General features: G+C 38.0%; 21 protein-coding genes and 1 pseudogene. 10 read left to right on the top strand and 12 right to left on the bottom strand.

What is annotated here, in order from left to right:
* The first annotated feature begins 58 nt into the window (after positions 1–58).
* Entirely contained in the window at positions 59–754 is a 696-nt protein-coding gene (cobO, locus tag H6G69_RS22455) for a cob(I)yrinic acid a,c-diamide adenosyltransferase (protein ID WP_190691342.1), read from the top strand.
* A gap of 130 nt (positions 755–884) precedes the next feature.
* On the opposite strand, the gene H6G69_RS22450 is transcribed toward cobO, so the two are convergent.
* The gene (locus tag H6G69_RS22450; RefSeq protein WP_190691341.1) at positions 885–1,583 is read right to left on the bottom strand and encodes a hypothetical protein; all 699 of its coding nucleotides are present in this window, start codon (positions 1,581–1,583) and stop codon (positions 885–887) included.
* A 401-nt stretch (positions 1,584–1,984) separates the two neighbouring features.
* Here H6G69_RS22450 and H6G69_RS22445 point away from each other — a divergent pair.
* Positions 1,985–2,074, top strand: a pseudogene (locus tag H6G69_RS22445) (Uma2 family endonuclease); the annotation flags it as partial.
* 4 nt (positions 2,075–2,078) lie between these two features.
* Here H6G69_RS22445 and H6G69_RS22440 read toward each other — a convergent pair.
* Positions 2,079–2,828 (bottom strand): Uma2 family endonuclease, encoded by a 750-nt coding sequence (locus H6G69_RS22440; protein WP_190691340.1) that lies wholly within the window; start codon positions 2,826–2,828, stop codon positions 2,079–2,081.
* A gap of 145 nt (positions 2,829–2,973) precedes the next feature.
* Here H6G69_RS22440 and H6G69_RS22435 point away from each other — a divergent pair, with 145 nt between their 5' ends.
* From H6G69_RS22435 to H6G69_RS22425, 3 genes are all read left to right on the top strand, one after another.
* Positions 2,974–3,978 carry a serine/threonine-protein kinase gene (locus H6G69_RS22435; protein ID WP_190691339.1) on the top strand — a complete coding sequence of 335 codons (1,005 nt, stop codon included), beginning with the start codon at positions 2,974–2,976 and terminating at the stop codon, positions 3,976–3,978.
* A gap of 62 nt (positions 3,979–4,040) precedes the next feature.
* Positions 4,041–5,498 (top strand): serine/threonine-protein kinase, encoded by a 1,458-nt coding sequence (locus H6G69_RS22430; protein ID WP_190691338.1) that lies wholly within the window; start codon positions 4,041–4,043, stop codon positions 5,496–5,498.
* A 627-nt stretch (positions 5,499–6,125) separates the two neighbouring features.
* Complete coding sequence (locus tag H6G69_RS22425) at positions 6,126–6,425, top strand: hypothetical protein (protein ID WP_397326971.1); 300 nt, start codon at positions 6,126–6,128, stop codon at positions 6,423–6,425.
* Positions 6,426–6,717: 292 nt separating this feature from the next.
* Here H6G69_RS22425 and H6G69_RS22420 read toward each other — a convergent pair whose 3' ends face one another.
* The 4 genes from H6G69_RS22420 to H6G69_RS22405 form a co-directional block, all read right to left on the bottom strand.
* The gene (locus H6G69_RS22420) at positions 6,718–7,485 is read right to left on the bottom strand and encodes a hypothetical protein (protein WP_190691336.1); all 768 of its coding nucleotides are present in this window, start codon (positions 7,483–7,485) and stop codon (positions 6,718–6,720) included.
* On the bottom strand, positions 7,486–8,580 hold the full coding sequence (locus H6G69_RS22415; protein ID WP_190691335.1) for a DUF3696 domain-containing protein: 1,095 nt from the start codon (positions 8,578–8,580) through the stop codon (positions 7,486–7,488).
* Positions 8,577–9,713 (bottom strand): DUF262 domain-containing protein, encoded by a 1,137-nt coding sequence (locus tag H6G69_RS22410; RefSeq protein ID WP_190691334.1) that lies wholly within the window; start codon positions 9,711–9,713, stop codon positions 8,577–8,579. Before H6G69_RS22410 ends, H6G69_RS22415 begins: the two co-directional genes overlap by 4 nt.
* 475 nt (positions 9,714–10,188) lie before the next feature.
* Positions 10,189–10,506, bottom strand: coding sequence for a DUF6439 family protein (locus tag H6G69_RS22405; RefSeq protein ID WP_242072144.1), 318 nt, complete (start codon positions 10,504–10,506; stop codon positions 10,189–10,191).
* A 73-nt stretch (positions 10,507–10,579) separates the two neighbouring features.
* Between H6G69_RS22405 and H6G69_RS22400 the strand changes: the two genes are divergently transcribed.
* Together H6G69_RS22400 and asnS are read left to right on the top strand one after the other, a co-directional pair.
* Positions 10,580–10,948, top strand: coding sequence for a hypothetical protein (locus H6G69_RS22400; RefSeq protein ID WP_190691333.1), 369 nt, complete (start codon positions 10,580–10,582; stop codon positions 10,946–10,948).
* An 89-nt stretch (positions 10,949–11,037) separates the two neighbouring features.
* Positions 11,038–12,429 (top strand): asparagine--tRNA ligase, encoded by a 1,392-nt coding sequence (asnS, locus tag H6G69_RS22395; RefSeq protein ID WP_190691332.1) that lies wholly within the window; start codon positions 11,038–11,040, stop codon positions 12,427–12,429.
* A 92-nt stretch (positions 12,430–12,521) separates the two neighbouring features.
* Here the strand turns inward: asnS and H6G69_RS22390 are convergent, their stop codons facing one another.
* The 4 genes from H6G69_RS22390 to H6G69_RS22375 all read right to left on the bottom strand — a co-directional run bounded on the left by H6G69_RS22390 (position 12,522) and on the right by H6G69_RS22375 (position 15,918).
* Positions 12,522–12,896, bottom strand: a complete 375-nt coding sequence (locus H6G69_RS22390) for a hypothetical protein (RefSeq protein ID WP_190691331.1) — start codon at positions 12,894–12,896, stop codon at positions 12,522–12,524.
* 775 nt (positions 12,897–13,671) lie between these two features.
* On the bottom strand, positions 13,672–14,064 hold the full coding sequence (locus H6G69_RS22385; protein WP_190691330.1) for a GFA family protein: 393 nt from the start codon (positions 14,062–14,064) through the stop codon (positions 13,672–13,674).
* 19 nt (positions 14,065–14,083) lie between these two features.
* Positions 14,084–14,437 (bottom strand): carbohydrate porin, encoded by a 354-nt coding sequence (locus tag H6G69_RS22380; RefSeq protein WP_190691329.1) that lies wholly within the window; start codon positions 14,435–14,437, stop codon positions 14,084–14,086.
* Positions 14,434–15,918 (bottom strand): CIA30 family protein, encoded by a 1,485-nt coding sequence (locus tag H6G69_RS22375; protein WP_190691328.1) that lies wholly within the window; start codon positions 15,916–15,918, stop codon positions 14,434–14,436. The genes H6G69_RS22380 and H6G69_RS22375 overlap by 4 nt, the downstream gene beginning before the upstream one ends.
* A gap of 146 nt (positions 15,919–16,064) precedes the next feature.
* Here H6G69_RS22375 and H6G69_RS22370 point away from each other — a divergent pair, with 146 nt between their 5' ends.
* Positions 16,065–16,565, top strand: coding sequence for a HugZ family protein (locus H6G69_RS22370; RefSeq protein ID WP_190691327.1), 501 nt, complete (start codon positions 16,065–16,067; stop codon positions 16,563–16,565).
* Positions 16,566–16,679: 114 nt separating this feature from the next.
* Positions 16,680–17,564: an alpha/beta fold hydrolase gene (locus H6G69_RS22365; RefSeq protein WP_190691326.1), complete on the top strand. Its 885-nt coding sequence runs from the start codon at positions 16,680–16,682 to the stop codon at positions 17,562–17,564.
* Between the two features lie 205 nt (positions 17,565–17,769).
* On the opposite strand, the gene H6G69_RS22360 is transcribed toward H6G69_RS22365, so the two are convergent.
* A complete protein-coding gene (locus tag H6G69_RS22360) occupies positions 17,770–18,141 on the bottom strand; it encodes a sulfite exporter TauE/SafE family protein (RefSeq protein ID WP_190691325.1) in 372 nt (123 codons plus the stop codon).
* Between the two features lie 28 nt (positions 18,142–18,169).
* Positions 18,170–19,132 carry an acetamidase/formamidase family protein gene (locus H6G69_RS22355; RefSeq protein WP_190691324.1) on the bottom strand — a complete coding sequence of 321 codons (963 nt, stop codon included), beginning with the start codon at positions 19,130–19,132 and terminating at the stop codon, positions 18,170–18,172.
* A 104-nt stretch (positions 19,133–19,236) separates the two neighbouring features.
* On the opposite strand from H6G69_RS22355, the gene H6G69_RS22350 reads away from it, so the two are divergent.
* Positions 19,237–19,644, top strand: coding sequence for a DUF5684 domain-containing protein (locus H6G69_RS22350; protein WP_190691323.1), 408 nt, complete (start codon positions 19,237–19,239; stop codon positions 19,642–19,644).
* Positions 19,645–19,648: the final 4 nt, after the last annotated feature.

Genomic DNA, 19,648 nt, shown 5'->3' with positions numbered 1-19,648 from the left:
ATTTTCATCAAGCAGCCACACAATTAAGCCCTGTACTAATTATTTTCACAAAATGTTGATGAACAACGAGACACCAGAAGAATTAGAATCAGATAAAGAAATCGAACGCTTGATTGATGAAGTAATGTCCTCATCCCTAAATAATAGTTCACAACTGAGTGATGAACAGTATCGCCAAAAAATGCAGCGCCGCAAAGAAATCCAGGATCGGCGCATAGCACAAGCTGTGCCAGAAAAAGGGTTAATTATTGTTAATACTGGTAACGGTAAAGGTAAAACTACAGCAGCACTAGGAATGGTGTTAAGATCGCTTGGTCATGGTTACAAAGTGGCGATCGTCCAATTTATCAAAGGCGCGTGGGAACCCTCAGAAAAAAGCGTGTTTAGCTATTGGGAAGACCAAATCGAATTTCACGCGATGGGTGAAGGCTTCACCTGGGAAACCCAAGACCGAGACCGTGACCTCGAAAAAGCACAAGCCGCTTGGGAAAAATCTTTAGAATATATCCGTAACCCAGATTTTCAGTTGGTGCTGTTGGATGAAATTAATATTGCTTTGAAAATGGGTTATTTACAAATAGAAGAAGTTTTAGCAGGTTTAGCAGAGAAACCACCATCAAAACACGTAATTCTCACAGGTAGAGGCGCACCAGCCGCATTAATTGAGCGTGCTGACTTAGTAACAGAAATGACTTTAATTAAACATCCATTCCGCGACCAAGGCGTGAAAGCTCAACCAGGAATTGAATACTAATCAAGTATGAAGTAGGAAATTTTTGCTGTACTAAACATTTCATACTTCATACTTCACATTTCACACTTCATACTTCACACTTCATACTTCACACTTCACACTTCACACTTCACACTTCATACTTCACACTTCATACTTCATTTGATTGACATGTTTTTAAAATGCGGCGATCGCTAGCACTGATATATTGAATAGGATGATAATCTTGCAATGCTACAGAGTAAGCATAGTTACTAAATTCCTCATCAGAAACCGATGGAATTGTACTTCTTGTAGCCACATCCGATGCCGTAACTTCATCTGATGATCCATTGACAGTCATAGCTAACTCACCAGATTTATCAATTGTGCCTTGAAAACAGCTAAACTCAGAGCTAGGCATATACAACGCACCACTCACTCTGCCTTGCTGCTTCTGAAATATGATATAACCTTGACCAATTTGGTTAGGTTTTGGTGATTGTCCGTACAGATAAACTCCATCTTTGGTGGGAATTTTTCTTGTAGGTAACACTCCCGCTTCTTTATCTGCTTTTTGATAGGTTGGAGGTAATAAATCTGTAGACTCAGCTTTTATAACTTCTCGCTGTTGACTGCGCTGTTCTCGAATATTTCTCAGACGAGACAACAAAGAATTATCCTCAGTATATTGATGATTTGTCAGTCTAGAAAAATTACCATCTAGATATGCGGAAGTATGGACTGTTTTTAATTGTTTACTCAGTACAGGATGAGTCTGCTCGCTTACTACACCAACGGCTAAAACTAAGCCAACAACAGAAAATGCCAGCTTGCTAGGGGATAAGAATTTAGAAATATTGTTAAGCACCCGACCACTCCTGTTACGAAATTAACTGTCTCCTCTGCGACTCACTTAAACCATAACCAACTGTGTATTGTTCAAGGTTCCGTCGATGGTTTGATTTAGATTTCTCAAAATAAAAATTCGTCAAAAAAAGAAGCTTTTTGGAATATTTGACGATAATCTCACACTATCATCACTTTGATAATTTACTCTTCACCCAACAGAATCACCCGATTGGGTGATGTATTTCTGAAATACAATATTGCAATCACTTTTAATAGCCCATTCTTTACAAATCTTGATGTTTTAATTGGCGATTGATTTAACTATAATCAGCTACAACAGCCAAGCTCTGCATTCCGCAAAAGATGAATATTTAATCTGTCTGGTGTAGAGTGACGGGGCGACAACCGTCTCTAAAGCCACAGACACAAGGTGCAGAACAGGAAAAACAACTTTGCGATCGCTTGGCAGCAAAACTGCAAGAATTAGGTATTGACCCAGATTCGATTTAATGGATTATACTTCTGGTTCAACACCGAGCGATCGCAACTGGGCGGCTAGACGAGCAGCTCTTTCTTCACCAGTCAGCAACAAATTGCCTTGTAAATCCCACCAGCGCAGCCAAGGTAACTCGATATTTTGATATTCTCCCTGCCATATACCTAATTCAACACCTAAAGGGTGTATGGGATAATGCCCCCGTTCGTTTGCAGGTAAATTCTGATACTTTCCTTCAATCAGGTGAAAAACTTCTACGCTAGCTTTATTTACTTCATAAATGCCATAAAAAGCTGGATGGATGACTTGCTCATAAATCCAAAATTTGCCTTTCAAAGGAGTTTTGTCTCGCTCCTCATTACCATCACCAGAGACAAATTCTAATGCAATTAATGGGGAAATATACTCGCGCCACAACACATAAGACCTTCGTGTTTGCCCATCGAGTAAGGGTGGTACATTTGGGACATAAAACCAATCCGGTGCTTCTGCACCTTTCTCTGGAGGATCAGCTATGCGCCAGTAAATACCTAAATCCTGACCAATACAATATTGACCGTCAGGATGTAATTTTTTGAGTACAGGTGTAATCGAGTCTGTCAGTAAAATGCTTTGGGGATGTTCTTGCCAATTTTTCGCGCCAGTTCGCACAACGGGGGGAACCCCCGCAAGCGACTGGCTTACAAATGTACCATCAGACTCTGGTAGCTGCGTATGGTCTGGGAAAGGAGTAAGTTCTTCAGTAGCTCGATTGATTGCAGAGGTCATAAAACACCTTTGCAGGGATAAGGTTTGTTTTTTAGTTTAGCAATAGAACAGAAAAAGAGGCGATCGCATTATTCATCGAAGCTAACACAGCTTGTCAAGACTCTCTTATGTCAAAATTAATCCATGTATTTGGGGAGTTGCAAAGATGGCTTGGGTTGCAGGTGATCAGTTGCAAGGTGGAAAATACACGATTGAAAGGGAGTTGGGAAGAGGACGTTTTGGTATTACCTATTTAGTAAACAACAGAAATAGCGATCGCTTAGTTATTAAAACCTTAAATGATGACTTGCTTCAATCCCTGAGTCAAGACGAACGCGCACGACTAGAGAATATGTTTTACGGTGAAGCTTTAAAACTTCGAGGATGTAAACATAACCATATTGTGCAGATTACAGAACTCTTTAAGGAACGAGAGTATCCGTGTTTGGTAATGGAATATATCGGTGAAGATAGTTTGGCTAATCTCCGTCCATCAATACTTTCAGAATCAGATGCACTGCGCTACATTCAGCAAATTGGCGAAGCACTGATAGAGGTACACAACAAAGGTTTGATTCATCGGGATGTACATCCGGGAAATATCTTACTGCGGAAGCGAGATGGAAATTTAGAAGCAGTATTGATTGATTTTGGTCTAGCTTTAAATTTTGACCACATCTTAACTACAAGCCGAACTCAAGAAACATCTGAAGGATTTACACCACCAGAACTTTACGCTAGAGGTAATACAACACACGCTTATAGTGATATTTATTCACTGGCAGCTACTCTGTATAAACTTCTAACAGGGAGAACACCTGTAGGTGCAGTAAAGCGTAAAGTAGATGGTGAACATTTAGTCTCTCCAAAAGAATACAATCCTCAGATTACCCAGAACACCAACGACGCAATCTTAGCAGGAATGCAGCTAGACCCCAAGCAGCGGCCACAGTCTATGCAGGAATGGCTTGATTCATTGGGATTGACTGGGAGCAAGATAGAAACAACAAAACCACCTAAATCTCAAGTAACAATAGATTGGGTTGCCATTACTGCCATTGGAACTTTACTTGCAGGTATTGGAGCTATGGCTGCTTGGTATACAATTTTCAAACCCTATCCACCGCCTCCCCCGACAGTGACCAGTCCGCCATCTAGTCAAACTCCGTAGAATCAGCTAAACTCTCATCATTATGTTGGCATTGAATTAATTATTTTTACTGAGAGGTATTCATGCCCTGGATAACAGGAGAACAATTACAAGGTGGTAAATACGTAATTGAGCAAGTCCTGGGACAAGGGGGATTTGGAATTACTTATAAAGCATTGCAAGTTGAGTTAAATCGTTCAGTTGTGATCAAGACACCGAATGAATTTCTCAGCCATGATTCAAAATATGAAAAATATGTAGAGCAATTTATTACAGAAGGGAAAATACTAGCACACTTAACTAAAGAGCCTCATCCTCATATTGTGGGTGTAATTGACTTGTTTCGAGAAGATAATACCCACTGTCTAGTCATGGAATTTGTCGAAGGTGAAAATTTATTTCAGGCTGTGAAACGTAGAGGGGCGTTACCAGAAACCGAGATTTTGCTTTGTATCTGTCAAATTGCCGAAGCCCTGACATTAGTGCATGAAAAAGGACTAGTACACCGAGATGCACACCCAGGAAACGTTATGTTGCGGAGTAATGGTAAAGCAGTTCTGATTGATTTTGGCATTGCGAAGCAACTTTTGCCTCAAACTTTGAGTTCAATGGGTAATGTAGGTAACAAAGGATTTGCACCCTATGAACAGATAACTAGAGGTAGTCGAGAGCCAACAGTTGATGTTTACTGTCTAGCTGCGACACTCTATTATGCATTGACAGGTCAAGCTCCGACAAATTCTCTGACTCGTAAGTTGGACGATACTCCCCTCCAGCCACCTAAAGAAATTATTCCCAGTATTAGTAAACGCTTAAATAAAGCAATACTCAAGGGTATGGCACTGGAGGCGCAAGACCGTCCTCAGTCGATGCAGGTATGGTTGGCAATGTTAGAAGCAAAAAAAACATCACCCTCATATCCTGTTGAATCGGTTTATCGCAAAGAAGTTGTTTATCCTAAACCTAAGCTAAAGTCAAAAGCTACTCCAGTTAAGGAAACTCTAAAAAATAAATTGTTGAATTTCATTGGAGCACAACGATTTTCTTTCCCCCTCTTCCCCTCCCATAAAAACAATGGAATATTATTTGATTTGAAAGTCCAGAAACCAGTTATTAAATTACCTAGAATTATTCTCTGGGGCTGGTTGATTGGTGTTTTATTTATTTACCAATTGATAGGCTACCTCTCAGGTGCATCTGACTATCCACAGGTTAGAAGTGTGGCTTGGATTGTGGCTGTGGCTGTGGCTACGCTTAGGGCTGTGGCTGTGGTTGGAACAACTGTAGGTGTTGTAACTGTGGCTGTGCCTGTGATTGGGGCTTGGGCTGGGGTTGTTGTGATTGGGGCTTGGACTGGGGCTTGGACTGGGGCTTGGACTGAGGCTTGGGCTTGGGCTGGAGTTGTGGCTGGGGCTGTGGCTATAGCTTTGGCTGGAGAGAAATTACGAGAATTCTTTAACGAGTTTTATACTTTTTTAATGTTGGTCGCTATTCCCTGGCTTGGGTTGTTTTTAGGACTGTTAGCATACCGAGTTTTTTAACTGAGCATAATAGGTTCCTTAATATTAAAGTTTAAGAGGGAAAAAGAAGTCCTCTCTACAAATCAGTGCGATATCGCTCATCAATAGCATTATCTAATAAACATTCTGTCGTTAGAACAAAAGGTTCTGTCGTTAGGACAAAAGGTTCTGTCGTTAGAACAAAAGGTTCTGTCATTACGACACAAGTTTTTGTCCTTAGAACACAAAGGTCTGTTGTAAGGACATAAAGTTGTGATGCTATGACTCAATTAAGTTTAGTCACATCTTGCACCTAGCGACTAAAGTCGCAGTTACACAGACAAAACCCGCCTGCGCGGGTTCAAAAACTTTGATTTTATGCACTTTCTGCGTAGGTGATATGTTCATCAACATCACCATCTACATGAAATTGCTGAATATGCTTTTCATTTTAATACACTTAATAAATTCCCAAAATTTTCTCATCATTATTCAAATACCTTTTGAAAGCTTAATTTATATAGATTTAATCCGTTGCAAAAACATTTAAGCAAGTAATTGACAAGTATAATTTTATACTTTATTATAAATAGCATGAGAAAGGCGATCGCCGTCCTGTCAAAGTCTGCAATCGCCTTTCTTCTAACACCTAAATAGGAGTCGATTATTATCATGGCACAAGAATATAAATTCGGAGATGATCAAGATTCTGCTCAAACACCACCAGAACAATTTTTGCGCAGGGAAAATTTTGATGCAGCCACTCCCAAAGCATCTAATCAACAGCCATTACCCAACAGAGAACCGATTAAACATTTGTTGATTGGTTCACCCAAAGCTGTCACCAGTACAATACATTATTTACAGGCGATCGGTTATGCCGAGGTAGGAGATTGGAGTCCACTAATTTCAACCGACAACCCTAATCATGTGATGAGTATTTTAATCCGTCAAATTTTAGTTGCATAACTAACCACCACTACCCCGGCTTTTTTCACAGTCGGGGTAATTTTGCAACTGATCAAATTTCTGGTTCAACAATAAGCGATCGATCGCAATTGAGCAATCAGGTATTCATTTCTTTGGCGTTCTTGTTCCTTGTGTTATCCTTCTTTTGCGGGTTGTTCGTCACCAGTCAACAATAAATTACCTTGCAAGTCCCACCAGCTAGTAGTTTGTAACTCAGTGAAGTGAAAAACCTATAAATTAAGCCTGTGTGACTTCTTATTTATGATACTTGATTATTAAATTTTGCTGCATATTAACTGTCCTCCTCAGTTTGCAACTGTGTTAAATACTCAATTACTTTATAAGGAACTTCGTTTTCATCTACAGGATAGCCATGAAATCCAGCAAAATTATCTGACTGAAATTCGTAAAATTTTCCACCATAGTACCCATAAATTTGTCTACCATTTACAATACCTTTATCTAGAACTACTTGAGCAACTTCATCATTCAAATCCATTAAAGTACCCCAACCACCTGGAGCGTGTTTAGGGCTAGGTACGTAAAATCGGCGTAATTTTTTCGTATGAATTACATGAGTTAAGTTGGTGATTTCTATCTCTTGATACTCTACGCCATTGTGACTGTATCTTAGTTGAATAGATTGAGATACAAAATCAGGTGCGTCCTGTAAACTAATTAAATTTCCTTGAAGATAGACTGCCCCTGCTAATGAGCTTCCACAAACATCCTGATGATTAAAATAGCATTCATGAAATTCTAACTCTTCATCTAAGATTTCATCTATGAAAGGCCCATTATTCATTAACTTAATTAATAATATCCGGCTGGTTTCTTGTTCTTTTCCATTAGCAGATTTTGATTTTTGATACAACCAATGACCTACTTTTACTTCCTCTGTTATGTAGCAACTAAAAAAAGTACTATGAGTCAATATTGGCTTTGAAAATAGAGGTTCTAATTCTTTGATTATCTCGAACAATACTATCATTAGCCTATCAGCATCATCATTATGTTTTGCTTGTTTAATGAAAGATAGTTCGTTAATCAAAAAGTGCATTTACATCAACTCCATCAAATCTTTTTCCATTTGATCAAAGAAACCATCAGGCCATTTGTCAATTCTTCCATGACGATTAATACGTGGAGACAAAACTTCTGTAAAAACTTGACCTTCTTTTTCTTGACGCTGAAAATAGTGTAATTGCACCTCTTGATAGTCAAGATTACGACGATGAACAGCAAGACGAATTCCGTTTAAAACGTGGTCACTGTGAGTTTCTATGACTACTTGAACACCGCAACTAGCCGCAAGTGCTAACAATTCACCCATTTTAGCTTGTCCTCTAGGATGAAGATGAGCTTCCGGGTTTTCAACTAGAATTAGTGTATCAGGCTCTGATGCGAGTACTGCAACAATAATTGGCAAAGTGTAAGTAAGACCAAAACCGACATTAGTAGCGCGGTAAGGATTGCTCAGACCGTAGGAGTATTGAAAACTCACTAAATCCATATCTGGATTAGACTTTATTTCCAGTCTTGTTCCTGGGCTAACTTCTCCCATCCATGCTTCCACTTGATCTTTGAGATTTAAAGATGTAGCGTTGGGATGATTAAGTTGAGTGTTGGGAATATTTTTATCTCTATAAACAGAGAGATAATATGCAGTGTATTGTCCTTGATTGCCCAGTTGTTGATGCTGTCTTACTTGAAAATCAGATATCTCAAAGTAGGTTCTTGGGCCAACACGCTCTGCTTGCAAGTAGTGAAATTTATCGTTGAAAAGACTTAATTGATATATATCCGAGGATGTTGGTTGTGATGCAAGAGTTAGAACATCTGCTTCCCTGTTATAGTCAAACAGCCATGTACCTTTTGCTCCATTTCTCCAAAATACTTCAAAACCAATTGAGTCTTCTTTTGCTGCCTCAAATAAGGCATCTTGAGCCGTACCTATGCAAACTAAATCACCATTTAGAGCTAAACCGACGGTAGGTAATAAATCTTGTTGATAAGATTGACGCAGCAGCAAAAATGACTGAATAACTGAAGATTTACCTGTACTGTTAAGCCCAGAAAGCAAGGTTAGTGTTTTTAACTCAATTGATTGTTCCTCAAAAGTTTTAAAATTTTTTAATTTTAATAAACTAATCATGATAGTACTTCTTTCACAATTTTCTCGATGATCTGAAACCTATAATTAACTTTATCTGCTGCTTGAGATATCGACTTTACAAATTCCTCATCATGTTCAATATATTTGATAAACTCATTGATAACCTTATCTTTGCGTTGTTTTATTAATTCAGCTTCTTGGTTATTTAATTTACTAAAGGTAACAGACCAACCCTCAAACAAAGATTTATTTAAAGGTTGCATTTTTTGATTATTATTAAAAATTTTTCTAAAAGCATATTTACCAAATACAGAATAAGCTGTCATAACAGCAAATTTAAATTTTTCTTCTATTTCATAAAGTTTATCCTGAGTCATTTTGTTAATTTTTATCATAGCCTCATTTAAAAAATAGTCTCTACCATGTTTAATTGGATAAGTTTCATAAGGCATTAAATAAAAAGCTATAAAACCTAAAACAAATTCATGATCATCCATACGTTTTTGCCGAGCTTTTGTGATGTTAGTAACTGTTTTAAATTCTTGAGATTTAGCAAGTTTATCTAAAAATTTTGTAGCTTGACCTGGATTTAAAGCATGACGGAGTTCTTGAGGCGAAAGAGGAACTCCTCCTGTGTTAATTCTTCTGAAAATATTATATTTAACTTCAGGAGGAGTTCCTTTATCAATTAAGTAAACTGTAATATATGTTTCTTCTATACGACGTTGATAGTTGCGAGGTAAGTCATCATATTTCTTGCCATTAAGATGTATTAAAAATTCTAAATTTTGTAGAATAAGTGTTTTTTCAATAGCAAATTTTCTTAGTGTACTCAACCTTTGGAGACCATCGATAACTAGCCATTTGTTATCATTAGTAGCATCCATATAAAATGCTGGAAGTGGTATACGAATCAAAATTGATTCAATCAGTCTACTTTCAGCAGTAGGTGTCCAAATACCATCTTGACGTTGAAATTCAGGAGCAAGATCAATTTCATTGAATTTAATTCTTTTCAACACCAGGTCAATAGTCATTGGTCGAGTATCAACACGAATAAGATTAGGGTCAAAAGGTTCATTAATAAACTCTTCTTCTGGCTCAATATCATTTTGTTCTATTTCATTTTCTTCCTCTAGTATGTCTAACTTGATATGATTGGAATCTGTCATAATGCTTTCTCACGATTATCTGCCTTTAACTTAATCCTTTGCGATAGTAACTCAAAGAGAAAGAGAAGATTGTTATCATTGGGTGGCAAACACTAAAAATCAGTGCGCTCGCTCATCAACAGTACTATCTAAATAAACAATTCTGTAGTTAGAACACAAAGTTCTGTCATTAGGACAACAACTGGTGTCCTTAAAACACAAAGTTCTGTCGTTAGGACACAAGTTACTGTCGTAACTACACAGAGTTCTGTCGTTAAGACATACAGCGTTTTCCGGTTGGTGTAGTACAAGTTATTAGGGGTTAGAGGCTAGAGGCTATATGAATGTACCTCATTGGGATGAACAACGCTGTCAATTTGTGATGCTATAGAAATCCTCAATGATTGACAAACATCTCTCCCGTGTCTACCTTGTCTCGCTAGTATCGTTTGTTCATATCCCAAATAGGACTGCTATTTTACTCAATAAAAACTAGTTAACTTTCTTGTCTGTTGTGTCCATGTGTCGGACATGGGGGTGCAGATATTGATTTATCTAACCAGCCTACAGCTTGTTCTAAACGGGGAAGGGCTTCTTCTGGTTGATTTTTGAGGAGATATACCAGTGCCGCCGCTACTTGTTCACTAGCACGAGAATTGCGGTTAGACTTGAGGCGATGCCAATCGTTAGGAGAGATGGTGAGTCTTTCCATGAGGACTTGTGCTAGTTCTTGAGTGCTGAGTTCTAAGTGCTGAGTTCTAAGTGCTGAGTGCTGAGTGCTGAGTGCTGAGTTCTGAGTATTAAGAGATTCCATATTGATAAATTTGGGGATTGATTAGTAACTTTTAACTATTGGCATTAGATTAATCTTAATTTACTACCAGTCAATGAAGCCGCCTAAAAAATCACATAATTCTTCTAAAGAAGAAAATCAAGAGCCGGATTTTGAACAGGAATTAGACCAAGTAGAGCGATCGCTCATCTTAATTAAAGAACGATACACTCAAGTTAAGCAGGATCAACAGCAAAAGGCAGAATGGCAACAAAAAAAGCAAGAGCTAAGAGACAATAAACCTCAAACACGAGAAATCAAAGCTGAGTTACAGCAAATTCAAAAACAATTAGATTTGCTAGAAATCAATTTAGAAAGTCGGTTATTTTCTTGGCATAGCCTAAAAAAACCTTTCTGGCAAATCGTCCGCTTCGGTGGAATGGGCGTTATCATAGGCTGGATACTAAAATCCTGGGCTGGGTAAGCTCAATGATTGGATGTTGAAATGAATTAGCTGTTAGCATTCATAAAATAGTTGTATTCCTTATATCGAAGTCATATCGATTGCATAATATGGTAAGTAGACGAGTTGCAGAAATATTGCGAAGTGGTCAACCGGATGAGTCTCTTGTGGTTCAAGGCTGGGTAAGAACAAAGCGTGACTTAAAAGGTTTTGCTTTTATTGAAGTCAACGACGGTTCATCACTAGCGAATTTGCAAGTTGTCATCAATCAAGATTTGCCAGACTACGAGGCAATTTTAAAAAAACTTAATACAGGCGCGTCGGTGGAAGTTAACGGCGTACTGGTAGCTTCGCAAGGGAAAGGACAGCGTATTGAATTAAAAGCCGAGGCGGTGAAAGTCTACGGTGAAGCTGATCCCGAAACTTATCCTTTGCAAAAGAAACGCCACTCTTTTGAATTTTTACGCACGATTGGACATTTGCGATCGCGTACAAATTCCTTTGGTGCAGTTTTCCGCGTCAGAAATGCGTGTTCTACAGCCATTCACCAATTTTTTCAAGAACGCGGCTTTTTGTGGGTACACACTCCCATTATTACCGCCAGTGATTGCGAAGGTGCAGGTGAATTATTTAGTGTCACTAGTTTCGATCTCAAAAACGTTCCCCGCACTGACAACCAAGCTATAGATTATACGCAAGACTTTTTCGCTAAACCCACATATTTAACAGTTAGTGGACAGTTAGAAGCAGAAGTCATGGCAATGGCTTTTTCTAACGTCTACACCTTTGGCCCCACCTTCCGTGCCGAAAATTCTAACACCTCTCGCCACCTCGCAGAATTTTGGATGGTTGAGCCAGAAATGGCATTTTGTGATTTAGAAGGTGATATGGATTTAGCCGAGGCATTTCTCAAGCATATTTTTAATTATGTGTTAGAAAAATGCCCAGAAGATATGCAGTTTTTCAATGAGCGCATTGATAATACTGTTATAGCCACAGCCGAAAATATTGTTAATAATCAATTTGAACGTCTGACTTATACAGATGCTGTTAAGTTGTTAGAAAAAGCAGATGTTAAATTTGAATATCCTGTAAGTTGGGGTTTAGATTTACAATCAGAACACGAGCGCTATCTGGCAGAACAGCTATTTAAAAAGCCTGTAATTGTCACAGATTATCCTGCACAAATTAAAGCATTTTATATGCGGTTGAATGATGATGAAAAAACCGTGCGGGCAATGGATATTCTTGCGCCAAAAATTGGTGAAATTATCGGCGGTTCGCAAAGAGAAGAACGTTTAGATGTTTTAGAACGTCGAGTTATAGCGCAAGGAATGAAACCCGAAGATTTGTGGTGGTATTTAGACTTACGCCGTTTTGGAACTGTACCTCACGCGGGTTTTGGTTTAGGTTTTGAAAGACTTGTACAATTTATGACGGGTATGGGCAATATTCGGGATGTAATTCCGTTTCCGCGTACACCCCAAAATGCTGAGTTTTAAAACTTTATCACAACAAAAGTTTAGCTCCCCGACTTCGTAAAGAATTCGGGGAGCTTGATTGTGACAATTAAATTATCACTGCTATGTGTGATTTACATATGAGATGAATCTTCCCCAGGAAAAATATCATTGATACCAATAACCCAAGGAATACCTTGGTTGACTGGAGAACTAATACTAATTTTAGCTTGATTGGCAAAACGTTTTAACTTATCAGCTAAATAGGGAACAGTCATCATAATATTTTGATAGCTTTCTATATCATGACAAACCATGATTAATATGAGAATACCGCTATTGATTTTGAAATACCAGTGACAACTTGATAATAAAACACGGACTGTGCGATCGCAAACTAAAAAAAAGCGATGTTTAATTGTTTCTTCTAGTTGGCTAAGTAATACTTCACTAATTATTGTTGTTCTATGAGTGGGGAAATCATCAGGAGAAAGATATGGTTGATTCATAGAAATTTGCCCTTATTCAAAACGATAAGCCAATCAACTGGCATAATCTGAATAATTTTTAGATGCAGACTTAAGCATCCTATTCAGTTAATGAATTATGTCAGAACATCAAAAAGGCTAATAGATATCAATTCACTCCTATACATCCTGTTATACAATCTATTTTTGTTGTTTTTCTATTTTCCTCAGATTTCCTTAGTATTTTCTCTACAAAAATAAATATTTTGCATTTCTTCTTAAAAAAATGCTTTATCAGTACTATCGCATCTGGCGAAAGACTTATCATTAAGACCATTCCAGGAAGCAGAGATTTTGCACAAATTGTCAGCATCATCCTTGATTACCCGGATATGAGGTCAAATTTTTCCAACATAACAGCAAAAATTAGATACTGAGAAAGATTGTTGACAATCTCCTCAAATTTTTCTATATTCTCTCAATGTTCTACGAATTTTCGACTTTAATAAAATTATTGTGTAAATAAAAAAGTTATTTTTACTATGTATATAAATAGGGAGCTAAATTATCAAATTCTGCTATTCTAAATATTTTTGCCTGATTGATAACAAAAGTATCATCACGGTAGTTGTGCCTCAGTAACCTAAGTTGGAGATAGCTGAAATCGTTACTGTTTCGTCCAAATCATCAAATTCACACAATGTTAGGATTTTTGATTTTGGATGGGAAATGGCAATCATTTTTCAAATTCGTGTTAAATAAAAAAATGAAAATTCAGCTACCTGACTTCTTCAAAAATTCGGGGAGATGATGAGTATTAATTAATCAACTTGTGAATATTGGCTTCCCAATTTGCACCATCGAAAGGCACAATTTCAAAATTACCTATTACATTACTATCTAAACAGCGGACATTGACATCTACACAATCAGGATGACTGCGAGGAATGTAAAAAGAATGTATACCACACACGCTACAAAATTTGTGTTGAGCTACTCCGGTATTAAATTTGTAAGTTGTTAATTTATCTTCTCCTCTGAGCAAAGTAAATCTATCTTGCGGCACAATTAAATGTAAAAAACCTTTCTTGCTACATATTGAGCAGTTACAATCATCAACTTTGTGTTTGTCAACTATGACTCGAAAGCGTACTGCACCACAATGACAGCCACCTTCGTAAGTGGCTGTTGTTTGAATGTTTTCTGTCATAATAATTAATATTGAGCAATCAGCGTCGTGTTTCTAATTTAGCAATGCGCTGCTCTAAGGTATTGACTTGTTGCTTTAATTCAACCACTAAAGTTGCTAATCGGTCAAACATTTTATCGCGTTCTGATTGTGAGAGATTACCTCTACCACTTGACTGTCGTGGTGTTAGTGTTGTTCTTGTAGATGAAGGCTGACGATTTTGGCCAAGTTGAGATTCGAGTTGGCTAAAACGTGATTCCAGCCGATTAACATCTGCTTCTAAGTTGTTGAGGCGAGATTCAATTTGCTGTGACGATGCCGTATTAGAAAACAGACCACCCCAAAGAATTAATACTAACGCCACAACGAGAGTTAGTACTTTGATATTTTTCATTTATCAGGTTGCAATTGAGAAAATAGTTGTTGCCAAGTAATGACATTAGCCTGATTTTCCCCTTGTTTAACTTCAAAGGTGACATTATAGGCTTGACTTTGTTCTAACGTTTGTACACAAAGTTCTGCCACATCCTCTCGGCTGATTTTGCCGCGAATATTATCACCTTGGTCAAAGATTAATTCTTGTCCTCCGGCCTCTTGTGTTAACGCGCAAGGTCGAATAATTGTGTAAGGAATACCACTGACTCTTAAACTATCTTCGCCTTTTAATTTCCAGGTTAATATTCCACCTAATTGGTCATTAAGTCTGACTGCGGGTGGTTCTTCTTCTAGATTAATCCCTGGTCTTCCGGGACGCGTCACCCCTGCGGAACTGACCAGAATAAATTGTGGTAAAGCCTCACCACCATAGGCTTTAATATATTCCACTTGCAAACTAAAATTACCGGCTGTAAATTTGGGATTTAAAGCCCCATCATATTCAAATTTGCTCAACATGAGTTGAAATGAGCTAATTTTCTGAGTATTTAATGATGGTGCATCTTTAACAGTTTTGGCGCGAAATACAGGAGTTAATTCTGTAAAAGGAACGCGAATATTGATCCAAGTATCTGCTACAGTATCAAAAGAATAGCTGTATCCTAAACCGTCCCAAGTTGCATCGGGACGCAAGAACATTTTATAACGTTGACCGTCACCTTTAACGCGTAATTCGACACCTGTATAGCCAGATAAATTAAAAGGTGGGTCAAAATTTTTAGTTCTTACAGATGCAAATCCGCCTGAGTTGGCTGTGGAAACATTACCAGCAAACACAGCAGTATTTTGTGTTAATTGAATATTACTAGAACTGACACCACCCATCACCACATCATCTAATGCACCCCAGATATTTTTTAATTCTGTCGAAGGGTGGGTAAAATCAAATATAAGTTTTTCATTAGCGGCGGGGAGATATTTTGCTGCTGCTGCTACTAAGTTTTTGACACCTTGGTATTCGACGTTTTCCGGAGTGTCACCTACGATTTCAGGCTGGTAAAATTTAATGCCTTGATAGTATTTTGCTCTATCGGCTGTGTCTCCTTCAACTGGTTGGACACGCACTGCTGTACAACAAATAACGGCTTGCACATTCGCCATGACTAAGCCATTTAAAGTTTCGGGTTTGGTGATATCTGCTACTACTAAGTCAACATCATTCCCAAGAATTGACCGTGCTTTGGCAATATCGCGGACTAAGCCACGTACTTGATAACCGCGTTGTCTGAGTTTTTGGACGACTTTTTGACCTAGCCCGCCTGTTGCGCCCGCTACTAAGATTACACCCACTTTTTTTCCTCCATTAGGTCTATCTTGCTGATTTTGGGGACGACCTTGAATGAGTTTTTGGATGCAGTTGAGAAAAGGGATAACCTCAAAGTAAGACAGGGTTTTGATAAATCTGCCTAAGTCCCATCGAGAACGATTTTGATCATTCACAATTGCGTCCTCATTACTTGCTGCTTGTTACATGATATCGGTTTTTGCTGTGGCTACAATTAGGGTAATTCGTTGATTTTTTGAGCGATCGCCCAAAAAAGCTAAAATACTTAATCGAAAGTTGCTAATCATACAAAAAATTACTTATGAGCCAGCTAGAAAAAGCTCAAGCTGAATATGAAGGTTTCCCTCAGGAGTTTCAAAGTGTCATCATTAGCACTATCAGCCAAGCCGGGATACCTAACAGTAGTTACGCGCCTTTTGTCATAGATGAGGCAAAAAACATTTACATTTACATCAGCGACTTGGCAACACACACGCAAAATCTTTATGCAAATCCGCGTGTGAGTGTTTTATTTATTGATGATGAAGCGAAAAGTAATAATATTTTTGCCCGTCGGCGCTTAAGTTTTGATTGTACTGCCACTTTAATAGAACGCGATACGGACACTTGGCTTAAAATTGTTGACCAATTTCAAGACCGTTTTGGAGAAATGATTGAAATCTTTAAAAGCTTAGGTGACTTTCGGATTTTTCAGCTTACTCCAAGTGCGGGACGTTTTGTTATCGGTTTTGGAACTGCTTATAAAATAGCTGGCGACAATTTAAATCAGCTAATTCATATTACTAGGGATAATGCTAAATAAAGGGAGTGGGCAATAGGGAATAAGCAATAGGGAGTAAAAAAGAAAACTTTTTAATTTTTACTTAAATAATTCATTTCATACTTCATACTTCATACTTCATACTTCATACTTTTTATGCTTCAGTTTCAACCTCCTGGCTTTGGGCATAAAGTGATTCATACTTCCTTAGGTGCGATGGTTTATTACACTCAAACATCTGCACCTTGGTTGAATGCTGATCATGAAGATTTACCCCCGCTAATATTTTTGCATAACTTTGGGGGTGGGGCTTCTGCTTATGAATGGTCGAAGGTGTATCCAGCTTTTGCACCAAACTATCGCATTTTAGCCCCTGATTTAATTGGTTGGGGTGACTCTGCACACCCTGTACGTGATTATCAAATTAAAGATTATCTGACAGCAATTGCTGAATTGATTACTCAAACTTGTCGTCAGCCTGTCAAAGTTGTAGCTTCATCTTTGACGGCGGCGTTAACTATTCGTTTAGCTATTAGTCAACCGCAATTATTCCAATCATTATATTTAGTCTGTCCTTCTGGATTTGATGACTTTGGTCAAGGTGCAGGGCGTAGACTACCATTGTCTGTGATTAATACGCCTTTAGTAGATAGTTTAATATATGCGTTGGGTGCAGAAAATGAATGGGCTGTCAGAAATTTTTTACAAAGTTTTTTATTTGCTAAACCAGAACGCGTTACTCAAGAAATGGTTGCGGCTTATTTAACTTCAGCACAACAGTCAAATGCGAAGTTTGCTGCGTTAGCATTTTTGCGTGGTGATTTGTATTTTGATTTGAGTTTATATATTCAACAATTAACTATTCCTAGTGTCGTTTTTTGGGGCGAAAAGGCACAATTTACTTCTATCAAATTAGGGCGCAGGCTAGCGAATTTAAATACTGATGCTATTAAAGAATTTTATGCGATCGCTGATGCTGGAGTCTTACCTCATTTAGAATTACCAGAAGTAATGATTGGTTTATTACAACACCATTTATAGTAAAGTGCTGAGTGCTGAGTATAAACTCAATATTTTCCGGAGTTTTAGCTATCAACATATTCCTAATCTATGCTTCGACGGCTATAAGTTAGTTATTATGATTAACTCAGACTTTCTAATTCGGGTAAGGTTTTAGGGGTGTAAGGGTTTTTCCGACTCACACCTTACACTTTTAAACCTATCTCTTCCTTACCGCAATTAATAATTAACGGAAAAACAAATATCTAGCACCGATAATTAATAAAAAGATGCCATACAGCTTTTTCATTGTTTCACTGCTAATAAATGGCTGATTGGCAAATAACGCGCCAAAAAGATTACCTACTAATAAACCAACTGCAATCACTACTGCATATTTAATATTGATGTTACCACTGCGGTAATAAACTGCTGCGCCTAAAATTCCAATCGGTAAAATTTGGGCTGCAAGGGAAGTGCCAGTAGCAAATTTTTGATCCATTCCCATCAACAGTACCATTGCAGGAACCATAATTGCACCACCACCTATGCCAAACATTCCGCCAGCGACACCAGCAGCTAGACCAATCAGCAGCACTTGTAAGAGGATAATAGACATACAAAAATCTTTGTTTGTTGTTGAATTATCAACTAATTTTAGGTGAGAATATTGATTTAGGTAGCATACCGTGAACACCTTTTTGAGGAGTATTTACAACTTGGGTGATGCGAAAGTTTACAGCTAAACTACACAATACATAAGCATCTTCTGGCGATAAGTTAGCAAAAATTTCGAGAAAGTTAATCATATTTTTTAAAGCTTGTTCTAGGGCAGCATCTAAAGTATCAGCAAAGCCCATTGTGATAATATCAGTAGGTGTCTCAGCAATAGGTGTGGCAAATGACAAATCTTTGCGTAATATCAAGGATATTCTACCATTCATCGAAGTTTCAATTGCAGTTACGTTAACTTCGCCATCGCCCTGGGCTGAATGACCATCACCTATAGAGAATAATGCGCCAGGGACGTAAATTGGCAAAAATAACCGAGAACCTGCTTGGAGTTCACGGTTATCAATGTTACCACCATAACAACCAGGGGGAATGGAATTGCGATCGCTTTCGGCTGTGGCGACACCTAAAATACCAAAAAATGGTTTTATGGGAATTTGAATCCCGCTAAGAGATGGAAATTCGGCAAGATTATTGGCTAAATCTAAGGGAATAAATCTTAATGCAGGTTGAGTAAATTGTGCTGGTAAGGCTCCCCAACCTGTACGAATAGCATTAAAGCCAACTGGTAAACTAGGTGCGATCGCCTCTAATCTTACTTCTAAAACATCACCTGGTTCGGCATCTCGCACATAAATCGGCCCTGTGAGTAAATGCGGCCCGCCTGCTACTTTGCGTTGTGATGGTAAGTTTTGGCAAATATCAACAAACTCTGGTGTCAGAAAATCTGGCGGTGCTTGGTCGTAAATATAATAGCCAGTATAAGTTTCTACATCGATGGTATCGCCAGAGTCAACGCTCAACGCTGGTTGTAAAAGATGAGAAAACCCACCAAGATGAACCGTATCTTTGGTGGCTTTTAATATGTGATTAGTCATTACCCTTGTTTTGGAAAACCAAAGTTTTGTTAAAAATATTACATAAGAAATTTTTTCTTATGTTACTAAGGTAGCTGTAACTACTTGTTGATTTTAAGAATACGATGTTTTTACTAAATCATACTTTGAGTTTGGTTTATCTTTTGGCTCAGTCTGACCAAGGTTCTGGTGGTAGCACTGCTGGCAGTTTATTGGGTTTTATATTTGGTGTAGCAGGCTATATCTTTGGTTCCTATTGCTTTTACAACATTTATCAAAAGTTAGGACAATCTGACGCTTGGTTTGCTTGGGTTCCAATTTTAAATACCTGGATTATGTACAAAGCCGGGGATCAATCACCTTGGTGGATTATTGGTCTTTTCATTCCTTTAGTTAATTTTGTGGCATTAATTTTCTTAATTATTGCTTTTGTCAACATTGTCAAAAAGTTGGGCAAGAATCCTTGGTTAATTTTATTGATGATTGTGCCGTTGGTAAATTTTGTAGTTTTATACAATTTTGCTTTTGGTTAAATTG

It is taken from the genome of Nostoc sp. FACHB-110 (assembly GCF_014697425.1).
GTDB lineage: Bacteria > Cyanobacteriota > Cyanobacteriia > Cyanobacteriales > Nostocaceae > Nostoc_B.
Note: the sequence above shows the minus strand (reverse complement) of the source record. Positions and strands in the feature narration are given on the sequence as shown.